This is a genomic window from Longimicrobium sp., assembly GCF_036280135.1.
In the GTDB taxonomy this organism is placed as follows: Bacteria; Gemmatimonadota; Gemmatimonadetes; order Longimicrobiales; family Longimicrobiaceae; genus Longimicrobium.
In genome coordinates, this window is record NZ_DASURI010000889.1 from 1 (window position 1) to 16986 (window position 16986).

The window sequence follows — 16986 nt, forward strand, 5'->3', positions numbered from 1 at the left end:
CCAGCGCAGCTCGCCGTACGCGAACGGGACGGAGACCACCACGGGCGTGCCGTCGTCCAGCAGCCGCTCCAGCAGGGGCAGCAGGCGCGCATCGCCCGAGGGCGCCTGCCGGCACGCCGCCAGCGCCGACACGCGCTCGGCGGCGTCGGGATCGGACAGGGCGGCGGCGAGGTCCTGGAAGTCCCCGGGGGACAGCGTGTGCTCCATCGGCTCTCGTGTAAGCATGCGTCAGATGCGGCCCATCCGGATCACCCGCAGCATCTCGGACAGCGTGGGATTGGCGGTGCCGGCCGCGATGGCCTCGCCGCGCAACAGCCCCAGCGCGGCCGGAAACTCGCGGGCGTAGCGGGCCCGCAGCGACGCGCCGATCTCTACCTCCTGCGCGCCTCGCTGCATCCAGCCGTAGTAGCCGGGGTGGTCCGCCAGGGCGCGGCCGTCCACCAGCATGTACTGCCGCGCCTGCAGCCCGCCCTCGGACGCGTCGATGGCGGCCGTGACGTTGCGCGTGACCCGCGCGCGGCCGCCCAGCGCGGCGTTCAACTGGTTGGCCAGGAAGTCGTACTCCGCCTCCAGCGCCTGCCGGTGCGCCGTCATGTAGTGGCCCGTGTCGGCCGTGGCGTTGAAGAAGTCGGCGTACCACCGGCGCCGCGCCCCGGCCGACATCTGCTCGATGCCTCGCCCCATGAAGTCGAACCCCGTGGCCGCCTGGATCTCGCGCAGCCCGCGGATCTCGCGCGCCTCGTGGAAGAGGTAGCGCACGTCGTCCAGGCGCGCGGCGCCCGTGGCCAGCCGCCGCCACGCCTGGTAGTTGTCGTAGTGAAAGGCGATGCCGGCGCTGTCGAAGTTGTACGCCTTGATGGAGCGCACCATGTCGCGGTCAATGGCGAACCCCGCGTCGCGCACGGCGGCGTGCACCCGGCCCACGTCGTCCGTGGCCAGCAGGGCCTGGCGCAGCTCCTCTACTTCGCGAATGCCGTAGCCCGTGGGCCAGCGCCCCATCTGCCCCGCGCGGCCGCCCGTGGCCGGCAGCTCCACCGCGCGGGCAATGCGGTTCATGAGCGCGTCGCGGGCGGGGCCGCGCAGGGTGCGCAGCTGCTCGGTCAGCTCGCGCTCGGAGACGCCCAGGGCGTTGGCCGCCTCGCGCAGGTTGCGGCCGCTGCGGGCCAGCACCCGCCCCAGCTCCGGGTCCGCCATCACCCGGCTGAGCCGCGAGAGCGAGCGGGCGGCCAGGGCGAACCCGCCCACGTCCAGCGCCACCAGCCCCGCGCCCACCCACGCCCAGGTGCGGGCGCTGGCCGCCGCCTCCGGCGTGGCGAGCTGGAACCCGCCCGGCACGTCCAGGGCCGACATGGCATCCAGCACGCCCGCCTGCTCGAACTGCCCCGCTACCTGGCCGGCCCCGATGGCCGTGGAGGCGCCCAGCATGGCCAGCCCGGGCCAGCCCCCCGCCAGCAGCCCGCCGGCCACCAGCATCAGCTCGCCCACGGCCAGGCCCACGGACGACGCCACGTCGCGCAGGGTGCGCAGGGCCAGCTGCACGTCCAGGTCCAGCCGCTGCCATCCCGAGAGCTCCGCCAGGTACGGCTCGTAGAGCGAGCGAAAGGCCAGGGCGTCGCCGGGGCTGGCGTGCAGGTGCAGGCGCACCGTGCGGATGTTCTCCAGCCGCCGGTCCAGCTCGCCGATGGCCTCCACGGCCGCGTCGCCCCGCTGCAGGCCGGCCACGCGGTCCTCGAAGTCGCCCTCGGCCGCGGGGCCCGTGTCGTCGGCGTCGCGGTGGTTGCGCAGCATGAGCGCGGCCGTGGGATCGTCCATGACGATGCGGCCGATGTTGGCCAGCGCGTCCTGCGCCCGCGCCAGCTGGTCCGGCGTGGGCTCCTCGCCCATCTCCGACGCCACGTCGGCCGCGGCCATCATGTGCCGGCGCAGGGCCGCCGTGCCGGCCTGCATCCGCTCCACTTCCCGCGGATCGGCCGTGATCATCGGCGCGAAGCGGCCCCGCTCGCCCCGCAGCCGGCGCTCGGCCTCGCCCAGGTTCACCATGACGGTGTCCAGGGCCAGCTGCTGCATCAGCCGCAGGAGCTGGTCGCTTCCCAGCTCCGGCCCGTGCTCGCGCAGCAGGGTCACGTCGCCCTGCAGGTAGCCCTCGGGGCGCGCGGACTGGCTGCCGCCAAAGAAGCGCTCGCCCCGGCCCCGCAGCACGTACCCGTCCGACGTCACCAGCGCCGCGGCGGAGGCGCCGCCGGACGGCACCACGGAGGTGCGGTGCTCCTGGAACACGGACGCCTCCCACACGTCGGCGTAGGCGAACGTCTCGCTCAGGGCGTAGACGTAGTAGCGCCCCTCGCGTTCCATGACGGCGGCGGAGCGGCCCTCGGCGCGGGCACGGGCCACGGCGACCGACTCCTCGGCCTCGCCGTCCTCCGGCTCCAGCAGCGACTCCAGCCGCAGCGTGTCGTCCACCCAGAGAAAGACCTCGCGGGTGGCCACGGTGGCGCCCACGCCGCCGCGCCCGATCTCGGCACGCTCCTCGAAGCGGCGCTCCCGCTCGTCCGCGTCCGCCTGCGCCTCGTCGGCCAGGGAGCGCATGCGGGCGGCCACGTCCGACACGTCGCCGCCCATCAGCATGGTCCACAGCACCAGCGCGTGGTCCCCGGCCCGGCGCCATCCCTCCAGCGCCTGCAGGTAGCCGAACTCGTAGTGCTCGGCCAGGTCCATGACGGCCGTCACGGCGGCGTCCTGCCCCGCGTCCTCGTACTCCGTCTGCAGCTCGCGGGCGCGGGTGGACAGCAGGTCGGCGTTGCGCAGCAGGGCCAGGATCTCGGCGTCGTGGGCCGTCAGCCACGTCCACGCGCCCTGCCCGTGGTGCGCAATCACCCGCTCGCGCACCACGGCGAACGCCTGCGGATGCGTCTGCTCCATGGTGTGCAGGCCGCCGTACTGGTCGGCCAGCGGAAGGCCCGGGTACTCGGGAAAGGACGCCAGCGCCCGCGTGAGCTCCGCGTCCTCCATGAGCGGGATGCGCTGCACGGCCACGCCGGCCGCGCCCTCCGTCTGCCCCGCGGCGTGCGCGGCCTCGTGGGCAATGAGCCGGCGGCCGCCAGGGTCGTGGGGACGGAACTCGCCCGCGCCCAGGAACACGTGCCCGCCCGCCGCGAACGCCCGCGCGCCCACCGCCGCGGCCGCCTCCGCCGCCGCGGGCCCCGTGTGCAGCCGCACGCGTCTCGGCCCCGCATCGGCGTCTCGGGGAGATGCGGATGCGGATGATGCGGATCGGCCGCCCAATCCTCCGAATCGAACGGGATCGGCGGATGCGGATTCCGTGGATTCCGCGGATCCGCCGAACGCGATGGATCCATCCAATCCGATCGATCCGCCTCTGCCCGATTCCGCCGATCCGCCGAACCCGCCCGATGCGGATGCGGGACGCGTGGCGGGCGCGGGAACGAGCGGAATGGCAGCGGCCGCACGGTCCGCCGCCTGCTCCTCCGGCCCGTCACCGGAGACGGTGGCCGGCCCCACGGCGGCCACGCCCGCCTCGCCCAGCGCGGACTGCAGCGCGCGCTCGGCGCGGGGATCGGCCAGCGCCGTCTCCGGCCGCTCGCGGCGTCCGCGCAGGAACAGCGGCATCCCGCGAACGGCCGTCAGCTCCGCGGCCAGGTCCGGCGCGGGGGCGGGCGTCTCGGGCGCCGTCCGCGCGCGCGGCGCCGACGACGGGCGCCGCTCCGGGTCGGCGAAGCGCTTGCGCGGCCGCGGGGCCTCGCTCACCTCATCCTCCCCCGCGCAGGCCCACGGGCACCTGCTTGCCCAGCTTGCGGTATTCCACGGCGACGCCTTGCACGACGTCCGCCCACTGGATGGGCCGCCCGGCGCCCTGCGCCAGGACGGCCGCGCCCAGCACGGCGTTGCGCACGTGGCCGCCGCCCAGGTCCACCGTGGCGGCCAGGCGGTTCAGGTCGCGCGGCGCCAGGGCGTGGCCCGTGCCCAGGTGCGCGTCCCACAGGGCGCGGCGCTCCTCCGGGCCGGGGTGCGGAAACTCCAGGATGGCGTCCAGCCGCCGCGTGAACGCCGCGTCGAAGCGGCTGCGGCTGTTGCTGGTGAGGATGGCGATGCCGTCGAAGCTCTCGATGCGCTGCAGCAGGTAGTTGGTCTGCGCGTTGGCAAAGCGGTCGTTGCTGTCGCGCACCTCCGTGCGCTTGCCGAAGAGCGAATCCGCCTCGTCGAAGAGGAGGACGACCTCCGCCTGCTCGGCGCGGGCCAGCAGCTGGGCCAGGTTCTTTTCCGTCTCGCCGATGTACTTGCTGGTGATGCTGGCCAGGTCCACGCGGTACAGCGGCAGCCCCAGCCGCGTGGCCAGCCACCCCGCCGCCAGCGTCTTGCCCGTCCCGGACGGGCCCACGAGCAGGGCGCGCACGCCCGGCGTGTAGCGCACGGACGACGACACGCCCAGCCCGTCCACCAGCCCGTCGCGCATGCGGCAGCGCAGCAGCAGCATGTCCAGCTCCGTCCGCAGCGCGGGCCCCACGACCAGCGCCTCGTCGGGGATGCTGGCCGGCAGCGGCTGCGCCAGCGCGTTGAGCCCCGACCCGTCGCCGCTGCGCGAGGCGCCGAGGACGTCGTCGCGCGTGGGCCTGGGCCGTCCTTCCAGCAGGCCCCGCTGCCGCGCCAGCCGGCCCAGGTGCGCGATGCGGCCGCTGCCGTGGCGGTGGTCGCGGGCCAGCTGCGCGGCCAGCTCCGGCGCGCCCAGCGCCTGAGCCCACAGCGCCTCGCGCTCGTCGCGGGGCGGCACGGACAGCGTCCACGCCAGCGCCGTCCCCGCCGCGCTTTCCACGCTGCCGTCCGGCCCGCAGAGCGCCAGCGACGGGCCCAGGTAGCCCGGGAGGAGGGGGAGCGTGCGCCGGTCGCCCGGCCCCAGGTCGCAGACAAAGACGGGCACCAGGTCGCGGAGCACGAGCCACGGCCCCAGCCCCGCCGTGGACTCCGTCTCGACAAAGAGCGCGCGCCGCCCCGCCGCCTCGGCGATGGCGCAGGCCACGGCGCGGCCCTCCGTCCCCGCGGCCGCGCGCAGCACGAGCGCCTGGCGCGGCGCGGCGGCCAGGGCGCGGGCCTGCCGCTGCGCCTCGCGCGAGACGGACGGCGGCAGGGGCACGCGCGGCGTCTCTCCCGTGCCGATGGTGCCGCCGGGCCACCACCCGTCCAGGCCGGCCAGGGCGTGGCACAGGTGCAGGGGCACGGCGGCCGTGCGCTCCGGCAGGGGCAGCGCGTCGCCCAGGACGGTCAGCAGCCCGGCGCGGACGGCGTTGCCCGTGGCGATGGCGTCCAGCGGACGCACGCCGGCGGGCGCGGCGGGGGCCAGGCACGCGGCCAGCAGGCTGAGCGTGGGGCGCGATCCGCCCAGCGGCGCCTGGAGGTGGGCCAGCGCGCGGCCCACCATGGCGTCCTCCTCCACGGCGGCCGCGATGGCGACGGCCAGCGCCTCGATGGGCGTAAGGCCGATCTCGCGCGCCAGCCGGGCCAGCGGACGATCTTCCGCGACGGGCACGGCCAGGTGCGACGGCAGGTCGGCCATCCAGCCGGCGCCGCGGTCCGCCGCGCGCAGGTGGTCCAGCAGAAAGGCGATCTCCGGCGCGGGGTCCGCGGGCGGGATGTCACCGCAGACGGCGCGCGCGACCGCCGCCAACCCGAACGTCCGCAGGGTGAGCGGCGGGGCGGCGGCGTGCGCGCGCAGGGGGATCACGTCTGGATCGGACATCGGATTGTCGCGCGTGGTCTCGTCGCGGAGGATGAATCGCGCCGGTGTGGGCTCCGGGTTCGTGCTGGAAGGCGAGCCGTGTCTCGCGCGCGGAGGGCCCCCTCCCCCCCGCCCCCCTGCCCCCGCTCCGCGGGGGAGGGGGGAGAACTGCAACGACTCTCCTCCACCTTGATTTCCTGAGGGAGGCGCCGCGCGGTCCCCGCCCGTGCACGGGCTTTGGCGCCGACCAAAGGATCTTCTCGCCCGTGCACCGGACTTCCCTCCCCGGCTCGGGAATCGGCCCGCCGTCCGGCATCCGTTCGCGGGGCATCCGCCGAGCGCAGGCCGGCAAGATCCTTCGGGGCCGCACGCATCCAGACCGATCAAGGCCCGCGAGGGCCCCTCAGGAAGACAAGGGCGGATGTGCGGCCCAGAAGCCGGGCCCCTGCACGAGCAGGGTTCTCCCCTCTCCGCGAGGAACGAGCGGGGAGGGGCCGGGGGAGGGGCGGGCTGCTGCCGGCGCGTTCCATCCTCCTCCGGCTACGACTTCGGGCCCCGCCCCTCAATCCACGTAGTGGAACGCCACCACGCGGCCCAGCCACGGCACCCAGCCAGGGTCCAGGTCCAGGCCCGCCATGCGGATGCGCACATCCGCGCCGTCCAGCGGCAGGCTCATGTCCACGTGCGTGCGCGTGAACGCGATGCGACCGGGCCGGCGCATCAGCGCATGCAGCCCCATCCGCACCCGCCGCCGGCAGAACCGCCGCAGCGCCGTCACCCACGCGTCCACGACGAGGTCGATCCCCGCATCCTCCGCCGCGACGAGCAGCCGGCCGGACGCGTCGAACGTGGCGGCGTCGCGCGGTACGGACGGGCCAGGGCGCAGCACGCCGGCCCACTCCTGCGGCGCGGCGAACGGATACCGCGCGCCCGCCTCACCCGCGTCTCGGGCGGCAGCCAGCGCGGCGACGGCGGGATCGTCCGCGGGCACGCCCGTCCGCGCCGCGATGCGCAGCAGCACGCGCGCGGGCAGCTCCGCCTCCAGCAGCGCGGGCGCGTCCGCCAGGAACCGGCGCATGCCCAGGTGCTCCATCGCCGCGACCAGGAAGTACAGCCCCGCCCCCTCGCTCCGCTCCGCCCCGTCCGACGCGTACCGGATCGCCGGCCGCGCACCCTCCCGGCCGATGACGGACGGCGCGCGCTCGGCACCCGCCTCCCTCTCGGCCATCCGCGCGGGCGCATCTTCCGCGATCGCAATCGGTTGATGATGATCCGCCGCGATCGGTCCATCCGCCGGAGGGTCAATTGGCGGATGCGCACCCCCGACCACTTTGACCACTACCTCCGCGGACCGATGCGGCTCCTCGATTGAGGGAGGATCAGCGGATTCGGTGGATGCGGGGCGCGGCGCGGCATCGTCCAGCCAGCGCGGCGGACGCAGCGTCGGTGCGGGAGGATGCGATTCCGCCGCACGAGGCGGATTTGAGACGGGTGGAATCGGCGTCGCCGCCGGCAATTCCACGGCGAGCGGGGGAGGCGGATCGGGCGGATGCAGCGACGCGATCAGGCGCGCGGCGTGGGCGGGGAGACGCGGATCGGCGGCGCGCGTGGGCTGCGCATCCACCAGCACCGTCGCGGCGAGCCAGACGGAGCGCGGATCATCCGCTCCCCATCGCGCGATCCACCGCGCCAGCAGCGGCCGCCACTCCGCCGGCGCCACGTCCGCCAATTGGATGGACGCGGACGCATCCGCCGCCCATCCAAAGTGCGCCATCAGCCGACGCGCGTCGTCCGCATCCAGGCAGGCGAGGAGCGTGTCGGCGGCGGCGTTCTCCATCGCGATCCGCAGCATGCCCGCGACGGCCGCCGCGCCTGGCGCGGACTCCGCCGCGGCGGCGATCGCCATCCGCACGCCCCCCGCGACGCCGCCCTCCGCGCGGAATTCCGGGATGGCCGCGCGCCAGAACCACGCGTCCGCGCGGCCCTCTCGGATCAGCCGGACGGCGAGCAGGCCGGCCGCCTCCACCGCGTCGCGGAACCAGACGGCGGGCGCGCGGGGCGCGGCGGGGTCGCCGGCCCAGACGGCGTCGCGCGCCAGCTCCCGCATCCGTGCCTCCACGGCCAGCGCCAGCGACGACGGCGGCGCGGCGGGATCGATGCGGCCCACGTCCAGCGACCGCACGAGCAGCACACGGCCGCCCTCCGCGCCCGGGAGGGTGGCCGTGTGCAGCGCGTCTTCCAGCAGCAGCGCGCCCCGGCGGACGAGCGGGTCGCTGGGCGCGGCCAGGCGCACGCGGCGGACCCGGCGCGCGTTCACTGCAAGGGAATAGGGAACAGGGAATAGGGAATAGCCTGCGACGGCATCTTCCCGATCCCGGTATCCCGACGCATAGTCACTTCTTCGCCTGCGCCAGCGCGGCAATGCGCGGCTTGCCGGCGGCCACGGCGGCGTGCGTGGCCAGGCGCGCCTCCTCGCCCATCTGCGCGCGCGTGTCCTTGGCGATGGTCACCGACGGCGCCGCCGCGTGCACCACCCGCGCGACGGCCACGCGGTCCGTCAGGTCTTCCACCACGGCGTGCACGGGGCGCTTGGCCACGTCGTACAGCAGCACGTGCATCCCCACGCGCGCCTGCGCCGCGTCCGCCGCCACCTCCACCGTGCCCCCGATGCGCACCTCCGTCTCGCGCGTGACGGACGCGGCGATCACCGCGTTCACGGGCGCGTGGGATGCCAGGAGGATGCACACGCGGACGACGTCGCTCATCATCGCCGCGGCTTCCGGCTGCGACGGGTCGATGCGGGCGTACAGCCAGTCCACCAGCGCCTGCATCTCGCGGCGGTCCAGGTACTCGATCTCGCCAAAGCGCGGCAGGGCGTAGAGGTTGTGCAGGTCCGCCGCCTGGTCGTACTGGCTGAGCGCCTCGGCCCAGTCCAGGCGCACGGCGGGCTTTACCAGCCCCAGCTCGCGGTACAGCGCCGTGGCCACCTTGAGCACGTCGTCCACCTCGCGGGCGGCGGCGCGGTCCACGGCCGTGCGCCCGTGCGCGGCGTCGATCAGGTCGCCCAGCGACAGCGTCCGCAGCGCCTCGGCCCGCACGCGCGCCCAGTTGAGCGCGCCAAACCCGCCCAGGTCCATCTGCGCCGCCGACTGCCGGTGCAGCGCCACCACCTGCGCCTGCGCCTGCAGCGTCCGGGCAATGCTCACCCCCAGCCGTCCGCCCAGCCGCGCGTCCAGGGCATCCAGCGTCACGGGCGCCTGCCGGACCCGCGCCCGGTCCCGCGCGGACTCCAGCGTGCCCCGCAGCACGGCCAGCGTGTCCAGCCCGGCCAGCAGCGAGCCGGCGTTGCGGAAAAAGCGCAGGGGCGCCTCGCGCAGCACCTCCACCATGGCCCGCAGCTCCGGCGGCGCCACCTCCGACCCCGCCAGCGCCGCCGGCAGGGGCGACTGCGTGAACGCGGGGTCCAGCGGCCGGGCCGGCGCGTCCAGCAGCGCGGCGGACAGGCGCGGGCGCTGGTACGCGTAGAAGTGCACCTGCTCGGCCAGGACGCGCTTGCGGCGCGCGTTCACGGCCGCCACCCGCTGCTTCTCGTCCTCCAGCAGCGCCCGCGCGACGGCCAGGTCGTGCCGGGTCTCGGCCAGGTCGTCGCCCACCGTCTTGAGGCGCGCGTCCACGCGCAGGGCCTGCGCGCGCAGCTCGTCCAGCGTGGCGCGGGCGCGGTCCACGGCACCGCGGTACAGCTGGATGCGGCCCTCCACGTTGCGCAGGGCGGCCACGGTGGAGTCCAGCAGCTCCACCGCCATGCTGAAGAACGCCGACTCGTCCGCGTTGGACGGGTCGTTCTCCTCCAGCACCAGCGCCTCCAGGCGGTTCTTGACCTCGCCGAACGGCCGCGCCTCGCGCACCCACACGAACGACGTGGGATTGGAGGGCGTGCCCCCGCCCACCGCGTTGCGCAGCGTGCGCCGTTCGGGGTTGCCCTGCGCGTCACGCTTGATGAACCCCGGGATCATCACGTCGTCCAGGGGGATGTCCAGCCCCGCCAGCCCCTGCAGCACCTCGTACCGGCTGAGGACGGCGAAGCTCTTGGCCTCGTTGGCGGCGGGCGAGTCCAGCCGCTCCGCCACCGTCACCGTGCGAAAGTCGTACGCCTCGCCCACGATGGGCGCCTTGAGGCGCACGGCCTCCGTGGGCGCGGGCTTTCGCGTGACGGGCGTGTACGCCATGTAGCGCCCGGCGCGGAACGGCGTGTCCATTCCCCCCGCGGCGATGGACTGCGGGACGAGGGACGCTGCGGCGATGGACGCGACGGCCGGCTGCGGGGCGGGCGCCGTCTTCGCCGCCACCTGCATGGCCGTGTTGATGGGGCCCAGGTTCCACCCCAGGTTCAGGGTGTTGGCCTTGAGAAAGTACGTGTTGGCCACGAGCGTCTTCGTAGCGGGCCCGGGCGCGTCCTGGCCGGGCTTGCTGGCCGTGCCGGCCGCGCCCCCCGTCCCCTTTGCGCGCACGCCCTCCAGGTAGCCCAGCAGCTGGTCACGGACGTTGAACGCGCTCTCGCTGTTGATGATGCCGGCCAGCGCGGGCGACGTGGCCAGGCGCGTGGCGGCCGTGGTGCCCAGCATCAGCTGCCGCAGGCGGTAGATGTCGCTCTGCACGCGCAGAAAGCTGAAGTCCACGTGGTCGTCCGCGCGGCGCACGCGGGCGTCCAGCTCCGCCACGAACGGCTCCACCCCCACGTTCAGCCGGTCCACCTCGTGCGGCCGCAGGGGGCCCCGCAGCAGCTCCTCCCGCAGGGTGTCCACGGCCACGGCCCGCATGGAGAGCCCCTCGGGCGTATCGGGCTCCGCGGGGACGATGCCCTCCACCCGCGTCCCGAAGTCCTCCTCCGCCGGGGCCAGGGCGAGCAGGTCCCGCACCGTGATCACCACGTCGCCCTCGTCCTCCAGCCGCTCCGGGTCCGGCCTGCCCCACCCGAAGTCCAGCGGCGCCGCCAGGATGGCGGTAAAGACGGTCCCGGCCTTGTTGCGCAGGTCCTCGCGGCGGCGCAGCAGCTCCAGGCGGCGCGCAGTAAGCTCCTCGATCTCCGCGCCGAACTGCGGATCGATCTCGTCGTCCAGCAGCAGCCGCGGCTCGTAGTACGCCTGCGGCACGGGGACCAGGACGCGCACCCGGTCGGGCCGGTGCAGGTCGAACGGGTCCAGGGGGGCGCTGGCCTCGATGGCCGCGTCCAGCTGCTCCAGGGGGACGGGCACGGCCTCCACCACGTAGTCCTGCGGAAAGGCCCACGTGGTGTTGTTCTCCAGGTCCACGGACGGACGGGGAAGCAGCCCCGCCGGCGGCAGGTACGCGAACCGCGCGAACTCCGCCCCGGGATCAGCCACGGACCAGTCCACCTCGGCCACCTGCTCGGCGAACTGCTTGAGGCGCGCCTGCCACAGGTACGCGTCGCCCACGCCCGCCAGCAGGGGCGTGCGGCGGTGCGGCTTGCCCCCGTCGCGCGCGACGGCGTACCCGTCCACCCACGCCGGCGCCCCCGCGTCGTCAAAGCCCACGAGGCCGATGGGCAGCCCCGCGTACTCCCACGGCAGCCGCTCGCCGGGTCCCAGCGCGGCCTCGGCCTGGAACACCTCGTAGGCCAGGCGGTTGCGCCAGGTGTCCGGCGGCGTGACGTCCACGCGGTCCTCCCAGGGAAAGGCGTAGAGCACCAGGCGCACGCCGTCCGCCACCTGCCAGTCGGCGAACGCGTCGTCCTGGGGGTCCAGCTCGCAGGGGTCCGCCGGGTCCGGCCGGCCCACCAGCTCCGCCTCCACGGGCTGCAGGAGCAGGACGGCCACGCGCGGCATCCGCACCGTCTCGCGCACCTTCGGCAGCGGACCCACGGGCATCTCGCCCATGACGACCGTGGGGCGGCGCAGGGGCATGCCGGCACCGACGGGCACGCCGCCCTCCTCGATGGGGTCCAGCGTGGAGGCGGGAAGCAGCGGCTTGACCATGCTGCCCCGCCGCCACACGTGCAGCGGGTGCTCCTCGTCCCTGCGCAGCGACGCCAGCAGCGACTCGCGGACTTTCGCATCCAGCGGCAGGCGCAGGGCGGCCGCGCGCACCTGCTCGGGCGTGGCCGCCTCCACGCGGGGCGCGGTCATGGGCCCGGCGGCGGCTTCTTCGTCCGCGGTGGGCTTGCGGCCGCGGCGCAGCACGCCGCCCAGGCCGCGGGCCTTTTCCGTGGCCGCGCGCATGCGGGCCAGGGCCTCGGCGCGGGCGGCCTCGGCGGCGGCATCGGCCTGGGCCTGCGCCTCTTCCAGGGCCTTGCGGCGGGCCTCCGCCTCGGCCGCGGCCACCTCGCGCGCGTGCGGGGACGGCGCCAGGACGCGGGCGGGGAGGTACACGTGCAGGTCGTCCAGGGCCACGCGGACGGTGCGGGGCAGGTACACGTCCTCGCCGCGGACCGTGAGCCCGTAGCCGGCGGCCACGTGCAGCATCCACCGCGTCTCGCCCCCGGACGTGAGCTGCGCCTCCAGGCCCACCTCCAGCCCCGCCGCCACGCCGTGCGACCAGGCGCGGCCCGTCATGGCCAGGCGGCCGGCGCGCCCCGTCTGCTCCAGGACCAGGGCGCTGTCACCCAGGGCGCGGCCCGTGTACAGGTTCAGGCGCCGCTGCCAGCCGGCGTCGTCGGCCGTGGGCGCCAGCCGGGGCTGCGCGCCGACGACCTGCTCGCCCGCGAGCGGATCACGGATGGGGGTGACGTTCACGGCGCCTCGAACTTGTAGGGATACCGCTCGCGGATGGACTCGGCCCGGGCCACGGCGGCCTCGCGGCTGGTGATCGTCGTCTCGCGGCGCTCCAGCTCCGACCGGCGGGACAGGATGTCGCGGTCCGCCTGGTCCAGCCGGGCCTGCCGCTGGTCCAGCTCGCTGATGCGCGAGCGCTGCAGGGCCTCGGTGCGCGCTACGGCGTCCTCGCGCTGGCGGATGAGGCTTTCCTTGTTGCCCGCGTCCGTCTCCCGGCGGCCCGCGGTGATCTCGCGGCCGGCCACCGTCTCCTCGCGCTTGCGGACCTCCGTCTCCTTGGCCAGCAGCTCCGCCAGGCGGCCGCGGACGTCGCTGTCGCGCTGGTTGGCGACGGCCTGCAGCTCCTTGCTGCGCGCGTCGCGCTGGGTGATCTCGTCCTCCAGCCGCTTGCGGTCCTGCTCGCGCCGGTTCAGGTCCAGCTCGCGCTTTTCCAGCTCCGCCAGCCGCTCGCGCAGCTTGGCCTGGCGGTCGGCGTCGCTGCCGGCCAGCTGCTGCTCGCGCAGGGCGGCGGCGGCCTCGCGGGCCGTCACGTCGTTCTCGCGCGTCCGGAGGGTCACGTCCTTGGCGTCGAGGTCCGCCTGGCGCTTGTTGAGCGCCTGCGCGTCCGTCGTGGCGGGCTGCATGGCCTTGAACACCTCGCGCTCGCCGGCCAGGTCCGCGCGCACGTGCAGCGTCTTGCGGCGGATGTACCACAGCATCCCGCCCATCTGCAGCAGCCCGCGCCACGCCGCGTCCTCGCTGTCGCCCGGCTCGGGCATGGGGACGAAGTTGCCCGGCAGCCGCACGCCCCGCAGGTGCTCCAGGGGCGACCGCCGCGCCACCATCCCCGGCGCCGCCGGCCGCAGCGAGCGCACCAGCCCCTGCACCCGCGTGCTGATGGTGCGCAGCTGCTCGCGGGGCACGGGGATGCAGATGACGATGGACGTGCTGTCCAGCTCGTCCGCCGTGCGGGTGAGGTCCAGGGGCGGCAGCGTCATGCTCTCTTCCACCAGCGCCGGGATCTCGTCCTCGGGCACCAGGGAGAGGTCCACGTCCACCGTGGGCGGAAAGAAGATCTGCGTGAAGTCCGCCGCGTCCACGCACGCCGCGGGAAGCCGGCCGGCGGGCGGCAGGGCCATGAAGTAGTCCGCCGCCGCAAAGCGGTAGCCCAGCGAGCCGCGCAGGGCCAGCACCTCGCGCAGCTGCGCCTCGTACTGAAGGAGGTGCGCCTCGCGCAGCCCGCGCGGGGCGAACCCCAGCCCCACGACGTCGCCCTGGTCCGCGCCCACCTCGCGGCGGACGAGGAACGGGTCCAGCCACTCCACCGTGCCGCGGTTGAGCGAGACCATGGCCAGGGGCAGGGCGCCGGCCGCCGCGCCCTTGCCCGTCCCCGTGACGAACACCTCGTGCGCCACCCGCGAGCGGCGCAGCGACGGGCTCACGTTGGGCCCCTCGTCGGCGTAGGGGATGAGGGTGACGACGGCGCCCTCCACGATCTCGCCGTCCTCCGCCGAGCGCGTGCCCGTGATGGAGGTGGGATACGACGCGACGGGGTTGGCGCTGAACTCCACGGGGCGCAGGGCCACCACGAACAGCCCCGTGCGGTTGCGGGGCGGATCGTTGGGCACGCGCAGCAGGCCGAACGCCGCGTTCAGCCGCTGGATCTCGGGGACGTCCACGAGGTCGAGCGTAACGTCGCGGGGGATGGTCACCAGCTCGCCCGCGGGCGTCACGCCGTGCCCCGCGCCGATGGACAGCTGCGTGGGCGCGCCGCCCCGCTGCACGTACAGCCCCTCCACGACGCCGAAGCCGCCCGCGCGCCCCAGGTCCGCCTGGCGGGTCAGGAAGTAGTTCTGCTCGCGCACCAGGTCGCGGGCGGCCAGGAACCGGCCGTCGAAGTACAGGGGCCGGCGCCGGCGGTCGTCCACCACCAGGCTGGCCTGAAAGGCCGTCACGTCCTGCGCCTTGAGGCGCACGCGGCCGGGGCCCTGCACGGCGGCGGAAACGGCGGTGTTCTCCATCGGGGATCGCGGGGTGCGGGGCCGCGCGGGGCGGCCCGGTTCAGTCAGCGCGGAACGCGGGCGGTCAGCCGCCGGCCAGCCACGACAGCGCGGGGCCGGACAGGGCGAACGGGCGCAGGTGGTTGTTCACCAAGGGGCGAAGCGCGCGGTCGCGGCCAAAGCCGGCCCGCGACTCGTCCTTGCCCACCGACATCACGGGGATGAACAGGCGCGCCAGGAACACGGCGCTGGGGTCCACCTCCGGCGGGTACGCGGGCGGGCGGGCCACGGCGCCGCGGTCCTTCCAGTCCGCCGGCGCCAGGGGCGTGTCCAGCACGGAGGCCTGCGCCAGCCGGCGGCGCGCCTCCACGCCGGCCGCGCTGCGCTCCGCCCACGGGTCCGCCGGCCGCGCCGTGTGCGCCACGGGCACCATCGTGAGCTCGTAGCCGTCGCGGACGCGCGAGGGCGCCACGGCGTCCAGCGCGTCGAACGGGCCCGTGGCGAACGCGGGCGTCTTGCCCCGCTCGCACGCGGCAAAGGCGAGGTACACGTCCGCGACCACGTAGCCCTGCCCCCACGCCTTCCACTCCGGCTCGCCCTCGCCCACCTGCGCGGGCTTCGGCGCATCCGCTCCCTCGGCGGACGTCTCGCCTTGCCCCGATTCGGCGGATTCGGGGGATGCGGGCAGGCGCATCTGCGGATCGTCGGGGCCGGGGGCCTGGGTGGCGACGGGGTCCTCGGGGGCGCCGGGGAGCACGCGGGCGCGGCGCAGGGCGCTCAGGTCGGTCTCGGCCCAGTGCTCCATCCACCGTCCCAGGCGGATGCACGCGCTGCGCGGCACCTCCACCAGGCGGCCGATGCGGTCGATGGCCAGGCCGGCGGAGACGTTCACCATCTCGTCGCCGCCGTTGTCGCCCAGGCTCACGCGCAGGCCGGAGACGGTGCCGGAGCCGTGCAGGGCCAGCAGGGCGCGGGCAAGGCGGCCGCGGTGGTACAGCTGCTCCGCCAGGAAGTCCTCGCGGTCCAGGAGCGCGCCGGTGGCAAAGTGCAGCCGGTCGGGGCGCAGGTCGCGGTCTGCCAGGGGATCGGGCCGCGTGCTCATGTCGATGGTCCAGTCCGGTTGATCAGGAGAAAGTGCCGCCGTACCTGTGTGGATTGCGCATCGTGCCTGTGTCGGACCGCCTGCCGCGGGCGAGGATCGTCGGATCCGGGATCATGCGGGATGGCAGACGATCTGCCGGCCGCGGAGAGCCCCCTCCCCCCGCCCCCTGCCCCCGCTTCGCGGGGGAGGGGGAGAACTTCATCGCGGAGGAGGGTAGGCCCTCGCGGCGGCAACCCGCCCCTCCCCCGGCCCCTCCCCGCTCGTTCCTCGCGGAGAGGGGAGAACTTCATCGCGCGGGGCCGGTGCATCCCACGGCACTCGCCCGTGCTCGACCTGTCGGCGAAGGCCGACATCACGTGTTCGGTGCCGCGATTTCAATCGCCGGGTCGCGGATCCTGCCATCGGTCCCGATCTGCATCCGCCGCGATCTGCATCCGCCGCGATCTGCATCCGCCGCGATGATCCCTGCCGCACGTCCCGCATCACCGCCGATCCGATGAAGCGCATCCGCCATCCATCGATCTGCCATCCGTCGATCTCGTCCGCCCTCACGGCTCCATCATCCCGGGGCGCTTCCAGATGGGGATGCGGGAGACGCGGTCCTCGATCGGGTCGACGGGCTGCCGGGTGATCGGCGGCCGCGTCACGGGCGGGGGTGGGGGCGGCGGGGGCGGCGGCGGCGTGACCACCACCGAGATCTCGGCGGGGTTGCTCAGGATGCCCGCCGCGTCCTCCACCTCCAGGCGAAAGCGGTACGTGCCCGCCATCAGCCCGTCCACGTCCACCCACGCATCGCTCGTGACGATCGTCGTCCCGATGCCGAACGTGGCCATGGGCCTACGCCTCGCGGCGAACCAGCGTCCAGCGGTAGCGCACGATGCGCCCGCCCACGTCCGTGCTGCGCGAGCCGTCCAGCTTGAACGACTGCGTCTGCGGCACCTTGTCCGGCCCGGTGAGGATGGCCGTGGGCCGCTCGCTGTCGATGACGTTCACCGTGAACGTGGACTGCCCCGACTCGTTGCCGGAATCGTCCACCACCACCAGCGAAAAGATGAGCTTGCCCACCTTGAACGGGTTCTGCGCGGAGGCGTCCACCGTGATGAACGGCTCCGTGGTCTCGATGGGCACTCCGTCGGCGAAGGTCGGCATGGCGTGATTTCCCGGTTCGGGGACGTGGATCAGCGGCGGTCGCCGCGTCAGGTCTTCGGTCGATGCTGCGGCGCGTCATTCCGGCCGGAGCCGGCGCGCATCCGCATATAATCCATCGCGCGGCGCCACAGATCCGTCACAAGCGGGGACGGGGGCGCCAGGATCGTCCTGTGTGGCGGGCTGTCTCTCGCCCGCGGAGGGCCCCCTCCCCCCGGCCCCCTGCCCCCGCTTCGCGGGGGA

10 protein-coding genes are annotated in these 16986 nt (G+C 75.0%); all 10 read right to left on the reverse strand.

All coding sequences use genetic code 11. From position 1 onward, the window contains the following. The coding region (locus VFZ20_RS28665; RefSeq protein ID WP_329687395.1) for a hypothetical protein at nt 1-207 on the reverse strand (207 nt) is incomplete at its 3' end. 21 nt (nt 208-228) lie between these two features. Continuing rightward, a complete protein-coding gene (locus VFZ20_RS28670) occupies nt 229-3765 on the reverse strand; it encodes an eCIS core domain-containing protein (protein ID WP_329687396.1) in 3537 nt (1178 codons plus the stop codon). A 1-nt stretch (nt 3766) separates the two neighbouring features. Further along, on the reverse strand, nt 3767-5749 hold the full coding sequence (locus tag VFZ20_RS28675; RefSeq protein ID WP_329687397.1) for an ATP-binding protein: 1983 nt from the start codon (nt 5747-5749) through the stop codon (nt 3767-3769). Between the two features lie 541 nt (nt 5750-6290). Beyond that, nucleotides 6291-8045 (reverse strand): hypothetical protein, encoded by a 1755-nt coding sequence (locus tag VFZ20_RS28680; RefSeq protein ID WP_329687398.1) that lies wholly within the window; start codon nt 8043-8045, stop codon nt 6291-6293. Nucleotides 8046-8121: 76 nt separating this feature from the next. After that, nucleotides 8122-12477, reverse strand: a complete 4356-nt coding sequence (locus VFZ20_RS28685) for a hypothetical protein (RefSeq protein WP_329687399.1) — start codon at nt 12475-12477, stop codon at nt 8122-8124. Next, nucleotides 12474-14516: a hypothetical protein gene (locus VFZ20_RS28690; RefSeq protein WP_329687400.1), complete on the reverse strand. Its 2043-nt coding sequence runs from the start codon at nt 14514-14516 to the stop codon at nt 12474-12476. The genes VFZ20_RS28685 and VFZ20_RS28690 overlap by 4 nt, the downstream gene beginning before the upstream one ends. A gap of 64 nt (nt 14517-14580) precedes the next feature. Next, nucleotides 14581-15597, reverse strand: a complete 1017-nt coding sequence (locus tag VFZ20_RS28695) for a hypothetical protein (protein WP_329687401.1) — start codon at nt 15595-15597, stop codon at nt 14581-14583. 352 nt (nt 15598-15949) lie between these two features. Further along, nucleotides 15950-16126: a hypothetical protein gene (locus VFZ20_RS28700; protein ID WP_329687402.1), complete on the reverse strand. Its 177-nt coding sequence runs from the start codon at nt 16124-16126 to the stop codon at nt 15950-15952. Nucleotides 16127-16145: 19 nt separating this feature from the next. Beyond that, entirely contained in the window at nt 16146-16430 is a 285-nt protein-coding gene (locus VFZ20_RS28705) for a hypothetical protein (RefSeq protein WP_329687403.1), read from the reverse strand. 4 nt (nt 16431-16434) lie between these two features. Further along, nucleotides 16435-16746 (reverse strand): hypothetical protein, encoded by a 312-nt coding sequence (locus VFZ20_RS28710; protein WP_329687404.1) that lies wholly within the window; start codon nt 16744-16746, stop codon nt 16435-16437. Between the last annotated feature and the right edge of the window lie 240 nt (nt 16747-16986).

What these genes read in the sequence shown, in the direction of transcription:
- VFZ20_RS28675 (WP_329687397.1), bottom strand. Translation starts at nt 5,749, where the DNA reads ATGTCCGATCCAGACGTGATCCCCCTGCGCGCGCACGCCGCCGCCCCG.
- VFZ20_RS28690 (WP_329687400.1), bottom strand. Translation starts at nt 14,516, where the DNA reads ATGGAGAACACCGCCGTTTCCGCCGCCGTGCAGGGCCCCGGCCGCGTG.
- VFZ20_RS28695 (WP_329687401.1), bottom strand. Translation starts at nt 15,597, where the DNA reads ATGAGCACGCGGCCCGATCCCCTGGCAGACCGCGACCTGCGCCCCGAC.
- VFZ20_RS28700 (WP_329687402.1), bottom strand. Translation starts at nt 16,126, where the DNA reads ATGGCAGATCGATGGATGGCGGATGCGCTTCATCGGATCGGCGGTGAT.
- VFZ20_RS28705 (WP_329687403.1), bottom strand. Translation starts at nt 16,430, where the DNA reads ATGGCCACGTTCGGCATCGGGACGACGATCGTCACGAGCGATGCGTGG.
- VFZ20_RS28710 (WP_329687404.1), bottom strand. Translation starts at nt 16,746, where the DNA reads ATGCCGACCTTCGCCGACGGAGTGCCCATCGAGACCACGGAGCCGTTC.